This is a genomic window from Lelliottia sp. AC1 (assembly GCF_023278595.1).
Taxonomy (GTDB): domain Bacteria; phylum Pseudomonadota; class Gammaproteobacteria; order Enterobacterales; family Enterobacteriaceae; genus Enterobacter; species Enterobacter nimipressuralis.
This window is the reverse complement of the sequence record NZ_CP025699.1, coordinates 1,383,158-1,403,697: the sequence shown is the minus strand read 5'-3', so window position 1 is coordinate 1,403,697 and position 20,540 is coordinate 1,383,158. Positions and strand designations below refer to the sequence as shown.

Here is a 20,540-nt window from a genome sequence, read left to right as displayed (position 1 = left end):
GGGTTAAGAAGGATTAACCGCGACGCGCTTTAACCGCGTTTGCCAGCTGGCGCAGGATCGCGTCCGTATCTTCCCAGCCGATGCAGGCGTCAGTGACACTCTTCCCGTAAACCAGCGGCTCGCCGCTCTCCAGGCTTTGATTACCTTCCACCAGGTGACTTTCAATCATCACGCCAATCACGGCTTTCTCGCCGTTAGCCAGCTGCTGGCAAACGTCCGCGCCCACTTCCATCTGCTTTTTGAACTGCTTGCTGGAGTTAGCATGGCTGAAATCGATCATCACATTCGGCGACAGACCCGCTTTTTCGAGGCCCGATTTCACTTCTGCGACGTGTTTTGCGCTGTAGTTAGGCTCTTTACCGCCACGCAGAATGATATGGCAGTCGCCATTCCCGCTGGTGTTGACGATAGCAGAGTGGCCCCATTTGGTGACCGACAGGAAACAGTGCGGCGCACCGGCGGCATTGATGGCGTCGATCGCCACTTTCATGGTGCCATCGGTACCGTTTTTGAAACCGACCGGGCACGAGAGGCCCGACGCCAGTTCGCGGTGAACCTGAGATTCCGTGGTACGCGCACCAATCGCGCCCCAGCTCATCAGATCGGCCAAATATTGCGGGGTGATCATGTCCAGGAACTCGCCTGCGGCCGGTAATCCGCTGTCGTTAATTTCCAGCAGCAGTTTGCGCGCGATGCGCAGCCCGTCGTTGATCTGGAAGCTGTTATCCATGTGCGGATCGTTAATCAGCCCTTTCCAGCCCACCGTGGTGCGTGGTTTTTCAAAATAGACGCGCATGACGATTTCCAGCTCGCCTTGCAGCTCTTCACGCAGGGTCAGCAGGCGCGCAGCATACTCTTTTGCCGCCGCAGGATCGTGAATGGAACAAGGGCCAATCACCACCAGCAGGCGATCGTCGTTACCTTTCAGGATCTTATGGATCGCTTTGCGGGCATGAGAAACCGTGTTGGCGGCATTTTGCGTGGCGGGAAATTTTTCAAGGAGCGCTACAGGGGGTAATAACTCATTGATCTCTTTAATGCGTAAATCGTCGTTCTGATAATTCATGATCGTTCCGGCTCTGACATATTTTTAGTAATGAATGCAATCCTTTCAATCTAACTTGTCAGCCTGGAAGTGTAAACGGGCTTTTACACTTCGCACGGATAATTCCTGGAATTACCCTAAAAAACGCGACAAAGTAGCGAATAACGAGATCTGCCCTAAACTTTTTAAATGTAACCACTCTGTTTATGCATTTAAACGTGATTCCATCCTGACATAAGTTCAGATAATAGAATCTTTGACCACTCAGCGATTGATTTCGCGGATGCACTGTTGGAAGAAGTTATCCAGCAAATAACGACCAGAACAGGAGCAGCATGATGAAAATGACTAAACTGGCAACCCTTTTCCTGACAGCAACCCTGACCATGGCGAGCGGCGCAGCGCTTGCAGCAGATTCTACGGGTTCCGATAATAATGGCCAGGCGAACGCTGCGGCTGCAGCAGGCCAGGTCGCGCCGGACGCCAAACAGAACGTGGCGCCAAACAATGTTGATAACAGTAATATCAACACGGGCAGCGGAACCAGCGGCGGTACCATGCTGCACCCGAACGGGACCGACTCGGGCACCATGAACCATGACGGGATGACCAAGGATGAAATACACAAAAACTCGATGTGTAAAGACGGGAAATGTCCGGACATCAATAAGAAAGTTGAAACCGGCAACGGCATCAACAACGATGTTGATACCAAAACCGATGGCACAACGCAGTAATACGAGTCGGATCGGATAAATGAAGGAGAGCGAAGGCTCTCCTTTCTTTTTTGTGCAAAATGTTAAAAAATCTACACTTAGAATGATTACTCATCAGGACAGAGTTCATGGCGCACACGCATTCGCATTCACACTCTCCAGGGGACGAAAACGCTAAACGTCTGATGCTGGCTTTCGGCGTCACAGCCACGTTTATGGTTATCGAGGTTATCGGTGGGCTGATTTCTGGCTCACTGGCATTACTGGCGGATGCGGGCCATATGCTCACGGATGCCGCAGCGCTGCTGTTTGCGCTGATCGCCGTGCAGTTTTCCCGCCGTCCACCTAACGCGCGCCATACCTTCGGCTGGCTGCGTCTCACGACTCTCGCCGCTTTCGTCAATGCCATTGCGCTGGTGGTGATTACGATTTTGATTGTCTGGGAGGCGTTCCAGCGCTTCCGCGACCCGCAGCCTGTCGCCGGAACGACGATGATGGTGATTGCCGTGGCCGGGTTGCTGGCCAATGTCCTCGCCTTCTGGATTTTGCATCGCGGTAGCGCAGAGAAAAACCTCAACGTCCGCGCGGCCGCGTTACACGTGCTGGGCGATCTGCTGGGCTCGGTCGGGGCAATTGTGGCGGCACTGGTGATTATCTCCACCGGCTGGACGCCGATCGACCCCATCTTGTCGGTGCTGGTCTCCTGCCTGGTGCTGCGCAGTGCATGGGGATTGTTACGCGAGAGTGTGAACGAACTGCTGGAGGGTGCGCCCGTTTCGCTGGATATTTCGGCGCTGAAGCGCAAGCTGTGCCGGGATATTCCGGAAGTGCGCGATGTTCATCATGTGCATGTCTGGCTGGTGGGGGAGAAACCAGTGATGACCCTGCATGTCCAGGTGATCCCTCCGCACGATCACGATGCACTTCTGGGCCGCATTCAGCACTTCCTGGAGCACCACTACGAGATTTCGCACGCCACTATTCAGATGGAGTATCAGACCTGTAGCGGGCCGGACTGCCATCTCAATGAGACGCAGCCCGACCATTCACACCATCACCACCATTAACTGGACAGCGCGCGGGAGCCACGCTGACGCGCGCTGTTAATCCACATCCGGCTGCCGTTCAGGGCGATAAACGTGAGGAGCAGATATTCCAGCGACATGGCGTAGACGCCCTGCAACGCGAAGATCACCACGCTTATCACGTTAATAATGACCCACAGCAGCCAGTTCTCGACGTATTTACGCGTCATCAGAATCATCGCCGCGATCGACAGCACCATCATGCAGGAATCCCAGAACGGGAACGCATCGGGCTGCAGTTCAGGCATAGTGACGTTTAATCCCAGGCTGGACATCACCGACACTGCCACCCGCGTCAGGAAACCAAATACCGGATTGATGTAGACCGTCATCAGGCCAATGGCGACGACACAGGCCGCGAGCCAGGCAATGGCTTTTGGCAGAGGTAGCCAGCGAATCTGTAGCTCCGCTTCCTGAGCGCTGTTTTGCCGGGACCATGCGTACCAGCCGTAGATATTCGCGGCGAAGAAAAAGAGCTGCAACAGCAGGCTGGCATAGAGCTGGATCTGGAAAAAGATAATCGCGAACAGCGTGACGTTAATCAGGCCGAACGCGTAGTTGCTGATCTTCTCCAGACTTGCGAGCCAAATGCAGAGCAGCCCCGCCAGGGTGCCGATAGCTTCAATCCATGACAGGTCGTAGCCGCCCGCCCCGATTGGTATATGAACCAGGATATTCTGCGTGCTAAAAAAATCCATCTTTTCCCCAGAGCGTACTGATACGCGTTATCTCATCTCAGGAGCGTAGTGTAGCCGCAAAATCGAGCATACGGTTAAGAGGAATTAACGCCCCCTCACGCAACGCAGCGTCCACATGGATCTCATGTGCCGCCCCGCCTGACTCCAGCCCTTCAGCAATCGCCTTAAGGCCATTCATCGCCATCCACGGGCAATGTGCGCAGCTGCGGCACGTGGCGCCCTCTCCGGCTGTTGGGGCTTCGAACAGCTCTTTGTCCGGAACCGCCTGCTGCATCTTATAAAAGATGCCGCGATCGGTGGCGACGATCAGCTTCTGCTGCGGCAGCGTTTTCGCGGCGTTGATCAGCTGGCTGGTGGACCCCACCGCATCAGCCATATCGACTACCGACTGAGGTGACTCCGGGTGGACAAGGATCGCGGCGTCAGGATAGAGGGCTTTCATGCGTGCCAGCGCCTGAGTTTTAAATTCGTCGTGCACAATACACGCACCCTGCCAGCACAACACATCCGCGCCAGTTTGCTTCTGCACGTAGTTGCCCAGATGTTTGTCCGGCGCCCAAATGATCTTCTGCCCGAGGCTATCCAGATGCTCAATGAGTTCAACGGCGATACTGGAGGTGACCACCCAGTCTGCACGCGCTTTGACAGCGGCGGAGGTGTTGGCGTAAACAACGACGGTTCTGTCCGGATGGGCATCGCAAAACGCGCTGAATTCGTCGATCGGACAGCCTAAATCCAGAGAACACTCCGCATTGAGCGTAGGCATCAGAATGGTTTTTTCCGGGCTGAGGATCTTTGCCGTCTCGCCCATAAAGCGAACGCCAGCCACCAGCAGCGTCGAGGCTGGATGTTTCGCACCAAAGCGCGCCATTTCAAGAGAATCGGAGATACAACCGCCTGTCTCTTCGGCCAGTTGCTGGATTTCGGGATCGGTGTAGTAATGTGCGACCATTACCGCATCCCGCTCCTTCAGCAGGCGCTTTATTTTTTCACGGTAGAACTGTTTTTCGTCCCGGTTTAAAGGCACGGGCTTGGGCGGGAAAGGATAGATTGCGGCTTCAGGATCAAACATCACGCTCATCATTGCTTCTCGTTTTACTGGCTTAACAATAATGTCTCTCTTTTGCGTTATGAACGAAAGATACGACAATTGTGTTTTGTATACTAAACAAGATAGCGCGTTGAGGGAAAAAAGTCACAATATTTGGAAAGCAAAAAGGCGCCTTTAGGGCGCCTTTTTACATTGGTGGGTCGTGCAGGATTCGAACCTGCGACCAATTGATTAAAAGTCAACTGCTCTACCAACTGAGCTAACGACCCCTTTCGGGACTTGCAAATTTTTATTCAGGCTGGTGGGTCGTGCAGGATTCGAACCTGCGACCAATTGATTAAAAGTCAACTGCTCTACCAACTGAGCTAACGACCCATTCGGGTGTTGCCTGAATTTTGTAGTATTGGTGGGTCGTGCAGGATTCGAACCTGCGACCAATTGATTAAAAGTCAACTGCTCTACCAACTGAGCTAACGACCCGATGGTGGGTGATGACGGGCTCGAACCGCCGACCCCCTCCGTGTAAAGGAGGTGCTCTACCAACTGAGCTAATCACCCAACGCCGTACTACAGGGCACTACAGGGCACTACAGGAAAATCTTAAGTGGTGGGTCGTGCAGGATTCGAACCTGCGACCAATTGATTAAAAGTCAACTGCTCTACCAACTGAGCTAACGACCCACTTTTTTCGCGGCTTTCGGGCTGTTCGATATCCCTTGGCAACGGCGGCATATATTACTGATTTAAGAATTCAGCGCAACAAAAATTTCGACGAAGATCACTTAACTGCTTACGAATCAGGCGGCACGACCAGAAATAACGCGATTTCTGGTCATGCGACACTCAACCCATCGATCCAAGACGTTTTTGCGCTTGTTTCGCACCTTCGGTGCCTGGGTACTTCGCGACCACCTGCTGATAAACGGCCTTCGCTTTCGCGCTGTCGCCTTTATCCTGCATGATGACGCCGACCTTAAACATGGCATCAGGGGCTTTTGGCGATTTTGGGTAATTTTTTACCACAGAGGCAAAATAAAACGCCGCATCATCCTTTTTACCCTTGTTGTAGTTCAACTGACCAAGCCAATAATTCGCATTTGGCTGATAAGTTGAGTCAGGGTACTTTTTCACGAAGTTCTGAAACGCCGCAATGGCATCGTCCTGACGCGATTTATCCTGCACCAGGGCAATAGCTGCGTTGTAGTCAGTATTTGCGTCACCGCTCTGTACAGGCGCGCCTGTCGAAGCTGACGCATCTGCGGCCGGTGCCGGAGTGGCTGTTGCCGCCCCGCTCTGATCGCCTGCCGCGGGTTGCGCTGCAGCGCCGCCGTTACTCAGGCCGTCGATCTGCAACAGGATCTGCTTCTGACGCTCGACAACCTGATTCAACTGATACTGACTTTCCTGGATCTGACCACGGAGAGAATCAATATCGTTTTGGTTATCAGAGAGCTGCTGCTGGAGTTGGGTTAAAAGCTGACTGTGAGCGTTAGAAATACGCTCGAGTTGAGTGACACGGTCTTCGACCGAGCCGGAGCCGACACTACTGATTGGTGCCTGAGCAAAAGCGGCCCAGGGGGCCGCTATTCCAACCAGTAACGACAGACTCAAGAGTTGATGTCTGAAGTTACTGCTCATGCAATTCTCTTAGTAAACCAGTACGGCACGACGGTTTTTGGAGTAAGCCGCTTCGTCATGACCCAATACTGCAGGTTTTTCTTTACCGTAAGAAACGATGGAGATCTGGTCAGCAGAAACGCCTTTACCCTGCAGGTACATCTTAACGGCGTTCGCACGACGCTCACCCAGGGAGATGTTGTACTCAGGAGTACCACGTTCGTCAGCATGACCTTCTACGGTGACTTTGTAAGATGGGTTGCTACGCAGGAAGTTTGCGTGCGCATCCAGCATCGCAGCGAAGTCAGAACGGATGTCATACTTGTCCAGATCGAAGTAAACAATGTTGTTCTGCTGCAGCTGCTGCATCTGAAGACGCGCTTGCTCTTCAGAAGACATATTGCCGTTACCGTTAGCGTCCATACCAGTGCCGGCACCCATCATGCCTTCGCCGCTCTGGTCGTTGCTTGCATTCTTGTTGGAAGAACACGCCGCGATTGCCATTACAGGCAGAGCGATCATCAGCCCCTTCAGCACTTTGTTCAGTTGCATTTCTATGATTCCTTTAGTAATCAATTAATTATTATTTACAGATACGGCGACCAGGCAGGTGATTTTACCTGTCCATCAGTTGCCGGAATACGCGCTTTGAAACGCCCATCTGTAGAAACCAGATTCAGCACAGATCCCATCCCCTGAGAAGAGCTGTAGATTACCATCGTGCCGTTAGGTGCCAGACTCGGCGTTTCATCCAGGAACGTTGACGACAGAACTTGCACGCCACCCGTTACCAGATCTTGTTTGGCAATGTGCTGCTGGCCACCAGCAGAGCTGACCATTACCATAAATTTACCGTCACTGCTTACATCAGAATCCTGGTTCTGTGAACCTTCCCAGGTGATGCGCTGCGGTGCACCGCCATTTACATTGACTTTGTACACCTGAGGACGACCGGCCTGGTCAGATGTGAACGCCAGGTTCTGGCTGTCCGGGAACCAGGTAGGTTCAGTGTTGTTGCTGCGACCATCCGTGACCTGGCGAATCTGGCCGGAGCCGATATCCATCACGTAAAGGTTCAGGCTGCCTGTTTTAGACAGAGCAAATGCCAGTTTAGTCCCATCAGGTGAGAACGCTGGCGCACCGTTGTGACGCGGGAACGAAGCAACCTGACGCACAGCGCCGTTGGACAGAGTCTGAATCACCAGCGCAGAGCGACCGCTTTCGAAGGTCACGTAAGCGAGTTTAGAACCGTCCGGAGACCAGGCCGGAGACATCAGCGGCTGTGGTGAACGGTGCACGGTGAACTGGTTGTAGCCGTCGTAGTCAGAGACGCGCAGTTCATACGGGAACTGGCCGCCGTTGGTTTGAACCACATAGGCGATACGGGTACGGAAGGCACCTTTAATACCGGTCAGCTTCTCGAACACTTCATCACTCGCAGTGTGACCCGCGTAGCGAAGCCACTGCTTGTTCACTTTATACGAGTTCTGCGCCAGAACAGTACCTGGAGCGCCGCCAGTATCAACCAGCTGGTAAGCCACTGTGTAGCCACCGTCCGGATTCGGAGTCACTTGACCCACTACCACGGCATCAATACCGAGCGCAGACCAGGCTGCCGGTTGAACTTCCTGAGCGGTACCCGGCTGCTGTGGCAAACGAGAACGATCTAAGGGATTGAATTTGCCGCTGTTACGCAAGTCAGCCGCCACAATGCCGCCAACGTCTTCAGGGGCAGCGCCAGGGCCGGCCCACTGGAACGGAACAACGCCAATTGGACGCGCAGAGTCCACCCCTTGGGTGATCTCGATGCGTACCTCTGCGTGCAGCACGGCTGCCCACAGCATAAAGAAACTTACTGCTACACGTAATGCCTGCTTCATTATATCTCCCTTATCTGGGTAACGTTACCCACGATAATTTAGCAGAATGTTAACAAACTCAAATAGACAAAACTACCCGTCCCCAGCATCAAACCTTAGCCTGTATTTCCCACATTGAGCGGGAAAACATCACAGTTTGAAGTCCAGTTTGGCATCTTTTACCTTCTCATAAACAGCCTGTGAAGGCGGTTTAGGAATTTTGGCCGTTTTGGCAGCCGTCAAAGCAGCCTGACATAACGCTGGATCGCCCCCTTCCTGGGTTACGTCCAGTAGCAGTCCATCTGGCGCAAGCTTGATATGCAAGACGCAAGATTTACCGGCGTACAGATCAGCGCCGTATAAACGGCTCTGAATAGCAGTACGGATTTGCGAGGCGTAAGCACTGATGTCCGCACCCGTTGCACCACCATTCGCCCCACTCGTTCCGCTGTCTTTAGCTGGCTGGCCGTTTCCTTTCGCCCCACCGCCCGATTTCGGCGCATTCTTACCTGAACTTAGGTCACCGAAAAGGTCGTCAACATCAGATGCCGACGCTTTCTCTGCTGCCGCTTTTTTGGCTGCGGCGGCTTTGGCGGCTGCTGCTTTATCGGCAGCAGCTTTTTCAGCGGCAGCGGCTTTTTTGTCGGCCGCAGCCTTCTCAGCAGCGGCGGCTTTTTCAGCAGCGGCCTTCTCTGCTGCAGCCGCTTTCTTCGCAGCATCAGCAGCAGCTTTCTTCTCCGCTTCCTGGGCTGCTTTCTTCGCGGCTTCCGCTTCTGCTTTCTTCTGTGCGTCGGCAGCAGCTTTCTTGGCGGCTTCTGCTTCCGCTTTTTTCTGTGCGTCGGCGGCAGCTTTCTTCGCGGCTTCCGCTTCTGCGACTTTTTGAGCATCAGCAGCGGCTTTCTTAGCTACGTCAGCAGCTTGTTTTGCCTGAGCGTCTGCTTTTGCTTTGGCATCCGCAGCGGATTTGGCTGCCGCTTCTTCTGCCTGCTTTTGCTGCTCTTGTGCTTTCTGGGCCGCAGCTTCAGCCTGCTTCTGCTGTTCTGCCTGCTCCTTCGCCGCTTCTTGCGCCTGCAAACGTTCTTTCTCGAGCTGCTTCAGACGCTCCTGCTCCGCGGCCTGCTTTTCACGCAGCTCCTCGGCCTGCTGTTGCGCCTGTTTATCACGCTGCTCTTCTGCCCGTTTTGCACTCGCCTGCTGCTGTTGCTGACGATTATAGTTTTGCACTACCGCGCCTGGGTCCACCATGACGGCGTCGATGGAAGAGCCTCCACCGCCGCCGGCTGACGCGTCAATATGCTCATCGAACGAACTCCAGATCAGCGCTGCAAAGAGAATCACATGCAGCACCGCGGAGATAATAATCGCTCGCTTAAGCTTGTCGTTTTGTTCGGTTGCCTTTGACACTATCGGTTCCCAAAAACTGTGCAGAGGATTAAATCGGTTGCGTCATCAAGCCTACCGACTTAACACCCGCGCTATGTAGCAAGTTCAGCGCTTTAATTATTTCATCGTAAGGCACATCTTTGGCGCCACCGATTAAGAAGACCGTTTTCGGATTCGACGTCAGGCGACGCTGCGCTTCAGCAATAACCTGCTCAGGCGGCAGCTGATCCATGCGATCTTTCTCTACCACAACGCTATATTGCCCCACGCCGGAAACCTCAATGATAACCGGAGGTTCATCATTGCTGCTTACCGCCTGTGATTCTGTCGCATCCGGCAGATCAACTTCCACGCTCTGGGTGATGATTGGCGCTGTCGCCATAAAGATCAGCAGCAGCACCAACAATACGTCCAGCAACGGTACAATATTGATTTCGGACTTAAGTTCGCGACGATTTCGTCCACGCGCTCTGGCCATGGTTTACCCCTTGTTACTCTCGGTGCTGGTAAACGCCTGACGGTGCAGAATCGCAGTGAACTCTTCCATGAAGTTGTCGTAGTTCAGTTCCAGTTTGTTCACTCGCTGGTTCAGTCGGTTATACGCCATAACTGCCGGAATTGCGGCGAACAGACCGATTGCGGTCGCGATCAGTGCTTCTGCGATGCCCGGTGCAACCATTTGCAGCGTAGCCTGTTTAACCGCACCAAGTGCGATGAAGGCATGCATGATCCCCCACACGGTACCAAACAGACCGATATACGGGCTGATGGAACCCACCGTGCCAAGGAACGGGATGTGTGTTTCAAGTGATTCCAGCTCACGGTTCATCGAGATGCGCATGGCACGCGATGCCCCTTCAACGACCGCTTCAGGCGCATGATTATTTGCGCGATGCAGGCGAGCGAACTCTTTGAAACCGCTATAGAAAATTTGTTCGGAGCCTGAAAGGTTATCACGGCGCCCCTGGCTTTCCTGATACAAACGAGAAAGCTCAATACCAGACCAGAATTTATCTTCAAAGGCTTCGGCTTCACGGCCAGCAGCGTTAAGAATACGGGTTCTCTGGATAATGATTGCCCAGGATGCGATTGAAAAACCAATCAAAATCAACATGATAAGTTTAACCAGAAGGCTAGCCTTCAGGAACAAATCAAGGATATTCATGTCAGTCACTGCTTAAACTCCGCGACAATAGACTTAGGAAGCGCACGAGGCTTCATGATGAGTGGATCAACACAAACAATCAGGACTTCTGCTTCGTTCAGTACTGTGTTCTCTGCGTTGACGATCCGCTGCGTGAAAACCAGTGAGGTCCCGCGCATTGATGTTATTTCCGTTTGGACTTCGAGCATATCGTCGAGTCTGGCGGGTGCAAAATACTCCAGCGTCATCTTGCGTACCACGAAGGCAACTCGCTCAGCCAACAAAACCTGCTGACTGAAGTGATGATGGCGCAGCATCTCAGTGCGTGCCCGTTCATAAAAAGCAACGTAGCTGGCGTGGTAGACCACACCCCCGGCATCGGTATCTTCGTAGTAGACCCTAACCGGCCATCGAAACAGCGTTGTATTCACTTTACATCCTGGTAATGCAACAAAAGTTAGAGCTTTTAAACTTCGCTACTATACGCGCGGGAATGATGGTTTGGAATGGGGGAAAGTAAACGGAGAGTAAATTTTTATGGGCTCGAGTAAGCCCATAAGATTAACGGACAGTTCTTATTCAGCTAAAGAAAAAAACAAGTCCGGCGAGAAGCACAATATCAGCGACCAGCGGGCAGAAAATGCCTTGCCAGTGAACGGCCTTCGGGCGAAAGCCCACACCGTGAATGACGCCCGCGCAAACTGCCCACATGATTAAGAAACCATGCCAGATTTCCAGTTCGCTCGTCTTCGCCGCAAAGCGCGACGGGTCCCAGAAGATACAGCCTGCCAGCAGTAATGCCATCACTAAGGAAAGCGCCCTTAACGGGCGCTTGTCCATTACCGCATATAGCTTTGCGATAACATTCATCATCAGTGCTTTTCTTCACCGGTTTTGGTCGCTTCGATATGCTCAAGCGCCAGCGCGGTAATGACACCAAATGCACAGGCAAGAAGCGTCCCCAAAATCCATGCGAAATACCACATATTCAGCTCCTTACTTAGTACAGGGAATGAGTGTTGCTTTCGATGTCTTCTTTCGTGATACGACCGAACATTTTCCAGTAACACCAGGTGGTGTAGAGCAGGATAATCGGTACGAACACGCAAGCAACATATGTCATCAGGTTAAGCGTCAACTGGCTTGACGTCGCATCCCACATGGTCAGGCTCGCATTCATCATGGTGCTGGATGGCATGACGAACGGGAACATTGCAATGCCCGCAGTCAGGATGATGCACGCCAGCGTCAGTGAAGAGAACACGAATGCCCAGGCGCCTTTCTCAAGACGAGAGGTCAGGACCGTCAGCAGCGGCAGCAACACACCCAGAGCCGGGATAGCCCACAGCGCAGGAGTGCTGTTGAAGTTCACCAGCCATGCCCCTGCCTGACGCGCGACTTCTTTGGTCAGCGGGTTAGACGGCGCAGCATGGTTGATAGCAGACGTCACCACATAACCATCAATACCGTATACGACCCAAACACCTGCCAGCGCGAAGCAAACCAGTGTTACCAGCGCCGCAACCTGCGCGGTGGCACGGGAACGCAGGTGCAGTTCACCCACCGTACGCATCTGCAGATAAGTGGCACCCTGAGTAATGATCATCGCCACACTCACCACGCCCGCCAGCAGGCCAAACGGGTTCAGCAGCTGGAAGAAGTTACCGGTGTAGTACAGACGCATATACTCATCGAGGTGGAACGGAACGCCCTGCAACAGGTTGCCGAACGCCACGCCAATCACCAGCGGTGGCACGAAGCTACCGATGAAGATGCCCCAGTCCCACATGTTACGCCAGCGGGTATCTTCGATTTTCGAGCGGTAGTCAAAACCGACCGGACGGAAGAACAAGGATGCCAGCACCAGAATCATCGCCACATAGAAGCCGGAGAACGCAGCCGCGTAGACCATCGGCCAGGCGGCAAACAGTGCGCCGCCCGCGGTGATCAGCCACACCTGGTTACCGTCCCAGTGCGGGGCGATGGAGTTGATCATGATTCGACGCTCGGTGTCATTACGACCGAGGAAACGGGTGAGCATGCCCACCCCCATGTCGAAACCGTCCGTGACCGCAAAACCAATCAGTAAGATACCGACCAGCAGCCACCAGATAAAACGCAATACTTCATAATCGATCATTTGACGACTCCTGTCTTAGCGTGCCGGCTGAGTAGCCACGTTGGACTGCTCGTAGTGATAGCGACCGGTTTTCAGGCTGCTCGGGCCAAGGCGTGCGAACTTGAACATCAGGAACAGTTCGGCCACCAGGAACAGGGTGTACAGACCACAAATCAGCAGCATGGAGAAAATCAGGTCTCCCGCAGTCAGGGATGAGTTAGCCACTGCCGTTGGCAGCACCTCACCTATCGCCCATGGCTGACGGCCATACTCCGCAACAAACCAGCCGGACTCGATAGCAATCCATGGCAATGGAATACCGTACATCGCGGTACGCAGCAGCCATTTTTTCTGGCCGATACGGTTACGAATCACAGACCAGAAGGAGGCCGCGATAATCAGAAGCATCAGGATGCCGCAACCGACCATGATACGGAACGCGAAGTACAGCGGCGCAACGCGTGGAATGGAGTCTTTGGTTGCCAGCTGAATCTGTGCTTCAGTCGCATCAGACACATTCGGGGTATAACGCTTCAGCAGCAGGCCGTAACCCAGGTCTTTCTTCACGTCATTGAACTGATCGCGAACAGCCTGATCGGTAGAGCCTGAACGCAGCTGCTCCAGCAGCCCGTACGCTTTCATACCGTTACGGATACGCTCTTCGTGCTGCACCATCAGATCTTTCAGGCCCGTCACCTGCTTATCAACAGAACGGGTGGCGATGATGCCGAGGGCGTAAGGAATTTGAATAGCGAAACGGTTTTCCTGCGCATCCTGGTCAGGAATACCAAACAGGGTAAACGCCGCCGGAGCTGGCTGAGTTTCCCATTCGGCTTCGATAGCCGCCAGTTTGGTTTTCTGTACGTCACCCATTTCGTAACCGGATTCATCACCCAGCACGATAACAGACAGGATTGCCGCCATACCGAAGCTTGCCGCGATGGCAAAGGAGCGCTTGGCGAAAGCGAAGTCACGACCGCGCAGCATATAGTAGGAGCTGATGCCGAGTACGAACATCGCGCCGCAGACATAACCCGAGGCCACAGTGTGAACGAATTTCACCTGAGCAACCGGGTTCAGGACCAGCTCGGCAAAGCTGACCATCTCCATACGCATGGTTTCAAAGTTGAAATCAGACGCGATAGGGTTCTGCATCCAGCCGTTAGCGACCAGGATCCACAGTGCGGACAGGTTGGAGCCTAAGGCCACCAGCCAGGTCACTGCCATGTGCTGAACTTTACCCAGACGGTCCCAACCGAAGAAGAACAGACCTACAAAGGTGGATTCGAGGAAGAAGGCCATCAGACCTTCAATGGCCAGCGGCGCACCGAAGATATCCCCAACATAGTGAGAATAGTAAGACCAGTTAGTCCCGAACTGGAACTCCATGGTCAGGCCGGTCGCCACGCCCAGTGCAAAGTTGATACCAAACAACTTGCCCCAGAACTTGGTCATATCTTTATAAATCTGTTTGCCGGAAAGGACGTAGACCGTCTCCATGATGGCCAGCAGGAACGCCATACCGAGCGTCAGTGGCACAAAAAGGAAGTGGTACATCGCGGTCAAGGCAAACTGTAAGCGCGACAGTTCGACTATATCTAACATCATGACTCCTTGCTCATCGCATGAAGACTCCGAGAGTGAATCCCTGAGACGGGTTCACACACATGCCCCAATACAAAGTTATCTGTTCCCTTCGTCGTGACTTATTTTCTTCACTAGAGGAAAAAGTCATGATGAAAGGTTACAAATACGTTAAGAAAAAACTCTAATTGATCCCGCGAATATAATACGCTGCAAAGCCCTTACAATAAACAGGTTTTTATTGAAGGAGATTTACGTTTTACGACGGTGATCAATATATAGCGAATTTACACATTTTCAGCCAGTTTGATCGCCGACAATTTAGCGCCTTTTGAGGTGTTTTTCCAAGCATTAAACATTGATTTAAATCAAAAACGCGACTTTATGTTAATGGTGTTTAAATGCAGTAGCCATAGTAAAATCAATGTTAATGAGATGTAGATTTAAGCAAGGTGATGGTTATCAAATACAGGGATGAAAATAAATTGAAGTGATTTTTTTTAACGCTGTTTGCCGTCTGGTCATTTTCACTGACAAACACTTAAGGATAGCTGCTTTAACGTGACTTTCCATCGCGATGTTTTCAGCCGAAGCGGAAACATCTATTTTACTTTTAATAATCTTTAAATTAACACCACGGCGTGACTATTTAGAAAACGAAAAGGTCACAAAAATGTGACCTTTGATTCGTTCGACGGTTTTTTAGGCAAGTTTGATGCTAAAGGTCCTAGACTGGCAGGGCCGCAGGGTTTCAGCCGTCCCGTTGACGACCCTATCGCCCTTCTGAATCTCTTCATCCATTCCCGTTTCAGCACAGCGGCTGATCTCACGGCTGAAGCTGAACGAGGTATCACAACAAACCGATTCGGAAGGATTGAACACCCGCAGGATAATCTCGTCGCGATCTTCGGCTTTTTTCAACGCCCCCACCAGGCAGCCAACGGGAGACATGGTCAATAAGCTGTAGGTCGCAGGAGTGACGACGCTGGCTTTGTTGAGCTTCATCGCATCCCACGGGATTTTGTTATAGCACTGGATCGGCGTCAGCCAGGCCCTGGCCTGCTGGGCAACGCCCGCATTGAGAGGCGTTCCGCAAAAGTTAAACAGGCTGAAACGGCACTGCAGCGCTCCCCTCACCTGCGAATCTGGCACCGGCATTTTTATGCCCGAGGGGCGGCCTGGACGTAATAACAGATCCTCTTTTCCGAGTAACCCAACGCCACGCAGCAGCGTCAGAGCAAAGGTTTTCTTCTCCTCACCGACAATTTCAAACTCGCGTAATCCTTCGGTGAACAACGCCATGCCGTGGCGCCCCTCCTGTAACACCGCGTAATTCAGTAAGTTCCACACCGGCACCGGCGCCTCTTTCCAGCCCTCTTCCTGCCAGCGGTCCATCGCTTCATCACGCACGGGGCGTACAACCGAGCCAAACTGGGTATCTGCCAGCACCTCTGACGTGTTGAAGGGGGTCGGAATGAGTACCCGCACCCGATGATCGTCCACCTGATTATCCAGGCGCACCTCAACGTCGATACGACGGCTGTGATGGCTGAGCGTGACCTCAATTTCAATGCCCAGGTGGCCGTCTCGCAGGCGGGCAGAGCGCGCAGCCAGATTGGCCGGGATAGCCATGCGGCTTCGAATCACCGCCCTGCTCTGCCAGGCTTCGTGAATTACCTCGACGGTATGCTGCGCCTCACGTGATGTCAGCCGCCACTCTTCCCGTGACGGCGAATAGTCGTATTCGTCCCCGTCATCAGAACTCTCTTCGATCTCCAGCACGCGGTCATAAACAAGGCCGGAGTCTTTATCACGCAAGCGCAGCGTGCCGTCATCATTCAGGTCAATCTGCCAGAAAGCATTTTCCAGCAGCGCCGCCGTCGCCTCATGGCCCGGCAATACTTTTCCTGCCACGTGCGGTTCGATATAAAGGGTGCGATAGCCCATCGAAGGCAAAATCTGGCGCAGCTGGATATCAAACTCCATAAACGGCTCGTAGTTGCCATAATGCACAATCTGCCGATCAATAAGGCCCGGATCGATCTCCCGTTGGGCGCGGATAAAGTAGGGAATTTCATTTCCTTTATCGTCCAGCAGCCGGAACGCGCTCGCGCGCAGGCGCACGGTAGTATTGACCACCTCTTCGCGCGGCCACGGCATCAGATTAAACAGCACCAGTTTGTCTTCATCCGTTTGCGGCATGTTGTCGACGATCTTACGCAGAGTGAAACGAATCAGATTGTCGGCCATGTCCTCCGCCAGCTCGAAACGGGATGCGATCTCACGGTGCACTTTATCGCTACAGCAGCAGCCGATGCTGTCGTGGGCGTGATTCTTTAAAATCTCCTTCCACATTTTCTCCAGCAGCCCATGGTGATACTCAAAGCCCAGCGTCCAGGCCAACGTAGAGAGCGGCTCCAGAATATTGACGATTTTGTTCTCAATGCGGGCGTGGGCCATTTTGATATCCATGCGCGTGGAGCCGATGGTCCGGTGAACGCGCATAAATTTCCCGTCGATAAACTCGCCGTTGAGCGTCGCCAGCGCATCACGCTGAGCGTCGATATGGGCAAACACCTCTTCGAAGCGGCTCATGACAAACTCCCGCTGGGGATAGATCTCCCGCAGCGTCTTCATCACCGTAAAAATGTTTTGCTGCAGCGGCATCTGGTCGTGTCCGTTCGGCAACAAAATCTCTTTCGTGAACGAGGCGTTTTCCAGCACGTCGAAATAACTGTCCAGCCGTTTACGCAGTCCGGCTTCGTCCTCCGGTAAGTACTTACCAATCGCGTAGCCCAGCGGCAGCACCTGTGTTGTCACTTCGCTGCCGTCTTTGCTCTGCCATAAAAACTCCGTTTTGTCGGTGCCATGACGTTCAGAACAACCGCGCCAGAACATCGCACGTTGGATACCAAACCCGTTGTAAATATGCGGAAGCTGACCCGACATGCCGAAGGAATCCGGCAAATAGCCGATTTTCATCGGCTCGCCGAAGGCCAGGCAATCACGCATTCCGTACAGCAGGTTGCGCACAATGGATTCGCCCGAAACAATCGTGGTGTCCGTCTGGGTGTACCACGGCCCGATAATCAGCTTTCCGGCTTCCACCAGCGCTTTGACGCGTGCTTTGTTCTCCGGCTTTATCGCGAAGTAATCTTCCAGAATCGCCGTCTGCCCGTCGAGAACGTAGTATTTGTACTCCTCATCCTTCTCAAGGCGCGCGAGGATCTCTTCCATATTATTGACCAGCAAAATGCGTGACTCTTCGGTGGTGAAGTACCACTCACGGTCCCAGTGCATGTGCGGCGTGATGTGAACGCGAGATACAGCTTTCATCTTCGTTTCCTGTCCAGTTAAGGCATGATGCTATTGGGAATGTATTTGCCGCTTTTTACCGCCTGACGCCGCCAAAGGAGCAGCACGCTGGTCGATATGGCGGTCCCCACCAGCGCGGCGCCAAACCAGCCCGCTGCTGCCGCCACACCGCTTAGTCCGGCGGGATGCAGTAAAAAGAGGGAGAAAATTCCGGCCCCCGGGGTGGAAAGCCCCATTCCCATCGCGCCGACTATCGCGCCTGTCACCAGGGAGCCGAGCACAAACGAGCCAATCACCCGCAGCGGATCTTCAATCGCCATTGGAATCGCCCCTTCGGTGATCCCTGCCAGCCCCAGCAGCCAGGTCGATTTTCCGGTTTCGATTTCAAAAGTTTTAAACAGCCGCGGGGAGATGAGCGTTGAGGCCGTCACGGTAAACGCAGAAACCATTTTGACCGACGCAAAAATAGCGTATGGGCCGTACACCCCATTCGCCATCGCGCCCAGACAAAAGGCATAGGCCGCTTTATTCACCGGGCCGCCCAGATCGAACGAGCACATAAATCCGAGGATTGCGCCAAGCAACAGCGCGTTTGCGCCAGACAGTCCGTTCAGCCAGGCAGTCAGGGCGTTATTGATCCACGCTACCGGCTCACCGATCACAAACAGCATCAGGCTGCCCGCGCCGAGCGTGCCTATCACCGGATAGAGGTAATAGACCAGGAAACCGTTATAGCGATTGCTCAGGCGAACGTGATTTTTCACCCAGCGCATCAGATAGCCCGCGATCAGGCCCCCGGCGATAGCGCCCAAAAACCCGGAGCCAATCATGTTGGCGGCAAGTCCTGCCGCGAAACCGGGGGCCAGCGCGGGTTTATCTGCCAGCGAATACGCGGTATAGGCTGCGAGCACCGGCACCATCAACACGCCCAGCATCCCGCCGCCCAGTTTGCGATACATCCACAGCCATGAATTCTCCTGATCGAAGAGGTGCTGCAAACCGAGCATTTGCGCCAGTAATACCGACACTGCCAGCACCGTGCCCCCTGCAACGATCAAGGGCACGGCAAACGAAATCCCGCTCAGCAGGGCCTGTTTAAGCTCCGTTTTCAGGCTTTTTCGCCCGTCGGCGTCGGGTTGTTGCTGCCGTTGAACCTCAGAAGATTTCAGGGCCAGCGCCTGAGTGATCAGCGCTTCGGCGTGGCGCAGCGGCTCGGTCACGGGGACCGACAGCGCAGGAATGCCGTTAAAACGTTCATGATCTTTAATCGCCACGTCGGCGGCAAAAATGCAGGCCTTCGCCTCCTTGAGCTGCTGGGGCGTTAAGCGCCCTTCAATGCCGTTCGCCCCCTGCTTTTCGACAATCACATTGACGCCAAGCTTGCGCCCGGCCTTCTCAAGGTATTCCGCCGCCATATACGTGTGCGCGATCCCCGCCGGGCAGGCCGTGACGCAAACAATCGTCGGCGCATCAAACAGCAGCGCCACGGGTTGCTCTTCGGGTGCTTCGTCCAGCGCGGCCAGCAGGGCGTCGGGCGTATCAGCCGCCATCACGCGCGCCCGCAAGACATCATCGGCCAGACGCGTGGTCAGCGCCGTCAGCACTTTCATGTGCGTGGTCCCTGCTTCGGCAGGCGGGATCGCCAGCAGGAAAATCAGCTCGACGTTTTCAGGCCCATCAACGCCCTCCCACTCAAGCGGATTGCGCAGCGTCGCGACCGCAAAAGCCGCTTCGTTCACCGCCGCGCTTTTACCGTGCGGAACCGCCAGCCCCTCACCCAGCGCGGTTGGTCCCTGCGCTTCGCGCTGCAAAACATCAGCCACAAAACGCTCCGGATCGGCTATTTTTCCCAGATCGTGCAGCCGCTGTGCCAGCTGGCGGATCGCATCGTCACGATCGGTAAATCGCGCATGCAGAAAGATCGCCTGGGGATGAGTCAGAGTCGTCAGGTTCATCAGATCCTCACAGAATTGTCGTTTTAATGTACGGCAGATTCTGGCACACCAGACAATACCTTTATGTGATCATTTTCACTTAATCATCATATTTGTATTGTTGTTGTATTATTTACAATCCGAATACTCAGGGCATAATTCAAAAGAATGGTATTAGCTGAACAATACAAAAATGGACGTTTATGAGTCAGAAACCGATGTACCGCCAGATCGCCGACACCCTGCGCGAACAGATCAGCAGCGGCGAACTGAAGCCGGGTGACGCGCTCCCCACCGAATCAGCGCTTCAGGCGATGTTCAGCGTCAGCCGCGTGACGATCAGGCAAGCCTTAAAGCGGCTGACGGAAGAGCAGATTATCGAAAGTATTCAGGGCAGCGGCTCTTACGTAAAAGAGGAGCGGGTGAATTACGACATCTATCAGCTTACCGGTTTTTACGAAAAACTGGCGGACCGCAACGTCGACACCCACAGCGATGTGAAAGTGTTTGAGGTTATAAAAGCCGATGCAAGGCTTGCCGAAAAGTTACAGCTCGCCCCGGATGACAAGGTCTGGCACGTTAAACGCGTGCGCTTTATCAAGCAAAAACCGGTCAATCTGGAAGAGACCTGGATGCCGCTGGCGCTGTTTGCCGACCTCACCTGGGAGGTGATGGAAAACTCGAAATATCACTATATTGAGCAGATCAAAAAGATGGTTATCGATCGCAGCGAGCAGGAGCTGTTGCCGGTCATGCCTTCAGAAGAGGCGATCGACGCCCTGTCGCTCGATCCGGCAAAACCGATCCTCGAAAAAGTCTCTCGCGGTTTTTTGAAAGACGGCAGAGTGTTTGAGTTCAGCCGTAACGTATTCAATAGCGACGACTACAACTTCACGCTGGTAGCGAAACGCCGACACTGAAAACCTGGCCGGTAAACGGTTGAACGAGAAATATATGGCATAAAAAAGGCCGCTTTTCAGCGGCCAACCA

General features: G+C 53.6%; 19 protein-coding genes and 5 tRNA genes. 3 read left to right on the top strand and 21 right to left on the bottom strand.

Annotated features, from left to right (window positions below; genetic code table 11):
- Window positions 1-13: 13 nt before the first annotated feature.
- Entirely contained in the window at window positions 14-1,066 is a 1,053-nt protein-coding gene (gene aroG, locus C0560_RS06540) for a 3-deoxy-7-phosphoheptulonate synthase AroG (protein WP_102105245.1), read from the bottom strand.
- A gap of 317 nt (window positions 1,067-1,383) precedes the next feature.
- On the opposite strand from aroG, the gene C0560_RS06535 reads away from it, so the two are divergent.
- Both C0560_RS06535 and zitB read left to right on the top strand, forming a co-directional pair.
- Entirely contained in the window at window positions 1,384-1,782 is a 399-nt protein-coding gene (locus C0560_RS06535; RefSeq protein ID WP_100777159.1) for a YbgS-like family protein, read from the top strand.
- Window positions 1,783-1,889: 107 nt separating this feature from the next.
- Window positions 1,890-2,828: a CDF family zinc transporter ZitB gene (zitB, locus tag C0560_RS06530; RefSeq protein ID WP_102105247.1), complete on the top strand. Its 939-nt coding sequence runs from the start codon at window positions 1,890-1,892 to the stop codon at window positions 2,826-2,828.
- Here zitB and pnuC read toward each other — a convergent pair.
- The 20 genes from pnuC to mngA form a co-directional block, all read right to left on the bottom strand.
- On the bottom strand, window positions 2,825-3,544 hold the full coding sequence (gene pnuC / locus C0560_RS06525) for a nicotinamide riboside transporter PnuC (protein ID WP_100777161.1): 720 nt from the start codon (window positions 3,542-3,544) through the stop codon (window positions 2,825-2,827). The genes zitB and pnuC overlap by 4 nt on opposite strands.
- Window positions 3,545-3,581: 37 nt before the next feature.
- Entirely contained in the window at window positions 3,582-4,625 is a 1,044-nt protein-coding gene (gene nadA / locus C0560_RS06520; RefSeq protein ID WP_102105249.1) for a quinolinate synthase NadA, read from the bottom strand.
- 163 nt (window positions 4,626-4,788) lie between these two features.
- Window positions 4,789-4,864 (bottom strand) — tRNA-Lys (locus C0560_RS06515).
- A gap of 30 nt (window positions 4,865-4,894) precedes the next feature.
- A tRNA-Lys gene (locus C0560_RS06510) sits at window positions 4,895-4,970 on the bottom strand.
- Between the two features lie 29 nt (window positions 4,971-4,999).
- Window positions 5,000-5,075 (bottom strand) — tRNA-Lys (locus tag C0560_RS06505).
- Between the two features lie 2 nt (window positions 5,076-5,077).
- Window positions 5,078-5,153: transfer RNA gene (locus C0560_RS06500), tRNA-Val, on the bottom strand.
- A 47-nt stretch (window positions 5,154-5,200) separates the two neighbouring features.
- Window positions 5,201-5,276 (bottom strand) — tRNA-Lys (locus tag C0560_RS06495).
- A gap of 162 nt (window positions 5,277-5,438) precedes the next feature.
- Window positions 5,439-6,233 carry a cell division protein CpoB gene (gene cpoB / locus C0560_RS06490; protein ID WP_181827498.1) on the bottom strand — a complete coding sequence of 265 codons (795 nt, stop codon included), beginning with the start codon at window positions 6,231-6,233 and terminating at the stop codon, window positions 5,439-5,441.
- A gap of 9 nt (window positions 6,234-6,242) precedes the next feature.
- Window positions 6,243-6,764, bottom strand: a complete 522-nt coding sequence (gene pal / locus C0560_RS06485; protein ID WP_003858578.1) for a peptidoglycan-associated lipoprotein Pal — start codon at window positions 6,762-6,764, stop codon at window positions 6,243-6,245.
- 35 nt (window positions 6,765-6,799) lie between these two features.
- On the bottom strand, window positions 6,800-8,092 hold the full coding sequence (tolB, locus tag C0560_RS06480; RefSeq protein WP_102105251.1) for a Tol-Pal system beta propeller repeat protein TolB: 1,293 nt from the start codon (window positions 8,090-8,092) through the stop codon (window positions 6,800-6,802).
- A gap of 129 nt (window positions 8,093-8,221) precedes the next feature.
- Complete coding sequence (tolA, locus tag C0560_RS06475; RefSeq protein WP_248859852.1) at window positions 8,222-9,475, bottom strand: cell envelope integrity protein TolA; 1,254 nt, start codon at window positions 9,473-9,475, stop codon at window positions 8,222-8,224.
- Window positions 9,476-9,503: 28 nt separating this feature from the next.
- Entirely contained in the window at window positions 9,504-9,932 is a 429-nt protein-coding gene (gene tolR / locus C0560_RS06470) for a colicin uptake protein TolR (protein ID WP_100777166.1), read from the bottom strand.
- 3 nt (window positions 9,933-9,935) lie between these two features.
- Entirely contained in the window at window positions 9,936-10,628 is a 693-nt protein-coding gene (tolQ, locus tag C0560_RS06465; RefSeq protein ID WP_100777167.1) for a Tol-Pal system protein TolQ, read from the bottom strand.
- Window positions 10,625-11,029, bottom strand: coding sequence for a tol-pal system-associated acyl-CoA thioesterase (gene ybgC, locus C0560_RS06460; protein WP_032617092.1), 405 nt, complete (start codon window positions 11,027-11,029; stop codon window positions 10,625-10,627). Before ybgC ends, tolQ begins: the two co-directional genes overlap by 4 nt.
- A gap of 148 nt (window positions 11,030-11,177) precedes the next feature.
- Window positions 11,178-11,468 carry a cyd operon protein YbgE gene (gene ybgE / locus C0560_RS06455; RefSeq protein WP_100780748.1) on the bottom strand — a complete coding sequence of 97 codons (291 nt, stop codon included), beginning with the start codon at window positions 11,466-11,468 and terminating at the stop codon, window positions 11,178-11,180.
- A gap of 2 nt (window positions 11,469-11,470) precedes the next feature.
- Window positions 11,471-11,584, bottom strand: coding sequence for a cytochrome bd-I oxidase subunit CydX (gene cydX, locus C0560_RS06450; protein ID WP_095281280.1), 114 nt, complete (start codon window positions 11,582-11,584; stop codon window positions 11,471-11,473).
- Window positions 11,585-11,598: 14 nt separating this feature from the next.
- Window positions 11,599-12,738 carry a cytochrome d ubiquinol oxidase subunit II gene (cydB, locus tag C0560_RS06445; RefSeq protein WP_107704020.1) on the bottom strand — a complete coding sequence of 380 codons (1,140 nt, stop codon included), beginning with the start codon at window positions 12,736-12,738 and terminating at the stop codon, window positions 11,599-11,601.
- A gap of 15 nt (window positions 12,739-12,753) precedes the next feature.
- Window positions 12,754-14,322, bottom strand: a complete 1,569-nt coding sequence (gene cydA, locus C0560_RS06440; protein ID WP_100777169.1) for a cytochrome ubiquinol oxidase subunit I — start codon at window positions 14,320-14,322, stop codon at window positions 12,754-12,756.
- Between the two features lie 681 nt (window positions 14,323-15,003).
- A complete protein-coding gene (gene mngB, locus C0560_RS06435) occupies window positions 15,004-17,637 on the bottom strand; it encodes a mannosylglycerate hydrolase (protein WP_123429252.1) in 2,634 nt (877 codons plus the stop codon).
- A gap of 17 nt (window positions 17,638-17,654) precedes the next feature.
- On the bottom strand, window positions 17,655-19,571 hold the full coding sequence (gene mngA / locus C0560_RS06430) for a PTS 2-O-a-mannosyl-D-glycerate transporter subunit IIABC (RefSeq protein WP_248859851.1): 1,917 nt from the start codon (window positions 19,569-19,571) through the stop codon (window positions 17,655-17,657).
- A gap of 182 nt (window positions 19,572-19,753) precedes the next feature.
- On the opposite strand from mngA, the gene C0560_RS06425 reads away from it, so the two are divergent.
- Window positions 19,754-20,470, top strand: coding sequence for a GntR family transcriptional regulator (locus C0560_RS06425; protein WP_248859850.1), 717 nt, complete (start codon window positions 19,754-19,756; stop codon window positions 20,468-20,470).
- The last annotated feature ends 70 nt before the right edge of the window (window positions 20,471-20,540 follow it).

Excerpts from the sequence above, each read along its gene's own strand:
- aroG (WP_102105245.1), bottom strand. The coding sequence starts at position 1,066 with ATGAATTATCAGAACGACGATTTACGCATTAAAGAGATCAATGAGTTA.
- C0560_RS06535 (WP_100777159.1), top strand. The coding sequence starts at position 1,384 with ATGAAAATGACTAAACTGGCAACCCTTTTCCTGACAGCAACCCTGACC.
- zitB (WP_102105247.1), top strand. The coding sequence starts at position 1,890 with ATGGCGCACACGCATTCGCATTCACACTCTCCAGGGGACGAAAACGCT.
- pnuC (WP_100777161.1), bottom strand. The coding sequence starts at position 3,544 with ATGGATTTTTTTAGCACGCAGAATATCCTGGTTCATATACCAATCGGG.
- nadA (WP_102105249.1), bottom strand. The coding sequence starts at position 4,625 with ATGAGCGTGATGTTTGATCCTGAAGCCGCAATCTATCCTTTCCCGCCC.
- cpoB (WP_181827498.1), bottom strand. The coding sequence starts at position 6,233 with ATGAGCAGTAACTTCAGACATCAACTCTTGAGTCTGTCGTTACTGGTT.
- pal (WP_003858578.1), bottom strand. The coding sequence starts at position 6,764 with ATGCAACTGAACAAAGTGCTGAAGGGGCTGATGATCGCTCTGCCTGTA.
- tolB (WP_102105251.1), bottom strand. The coding sequence starts at position 8,092 with ATGAAGCAGGCATTACGTGTAGCAGTAAGTTTCTTTATGCTGTGGGCA.
- tolR (WP_100777166.1), bottom strand. The coding sequence starts at position 9,932 with ATGGCCAGAGCGCGTGGACGAAATCGTCGCGAACTTAAGTCCGAAATC.
- ybgE (WP_100780748.1), bottom strand. The coding sequence starts at position 11,468 with ATGAATGTTATCGCAAAGCTATATGCGGTAATGGACAAGCGCCCGTTA.
- cydX (WP_095281280.1), bottom strand. The coding sequence starts at position 11,584 with ATGTGGTATTTCGCATGGATTTTGGGGACGCTTCTTGCCTGTGCATTT.
- cydB (WP_107704020.1), bottom strand. The coding sequence starts at position 12,738 with ATGATCGATTATGAAGTATTGCGTTTTATCTGGTGGCTGCTGGTCGGT.
- cydA (WP_100777169.1), bottom strand. The coding sequence starts at position 14,322 with ATGTTAGATATAGTCGAACTGTCGCGCTTACAGTTTGCCTTGACCGCG.
- mngB (WP_123429252.1), bottom strand. The coding sequence starts at position 17,637 with ATGAAAGCTGTATCTCGCGTTCACATCACGCCGCACATGCACTGGGAC.
- mngA (WP_248859851.1), bottom strand. The coding sequence starts at position 19,571 with ATGAACCTGACGACTCTGACTCATCCCCAGGCGATCTTTCTGCATGCG.
- C0560_RS06425 (WP_248859850.1), top strand. The coding sequence starts at position 19,754 with ATGAGTCAGAAACCGATGTACCGCCAGATCGCCGACACCCTGCGCGAA.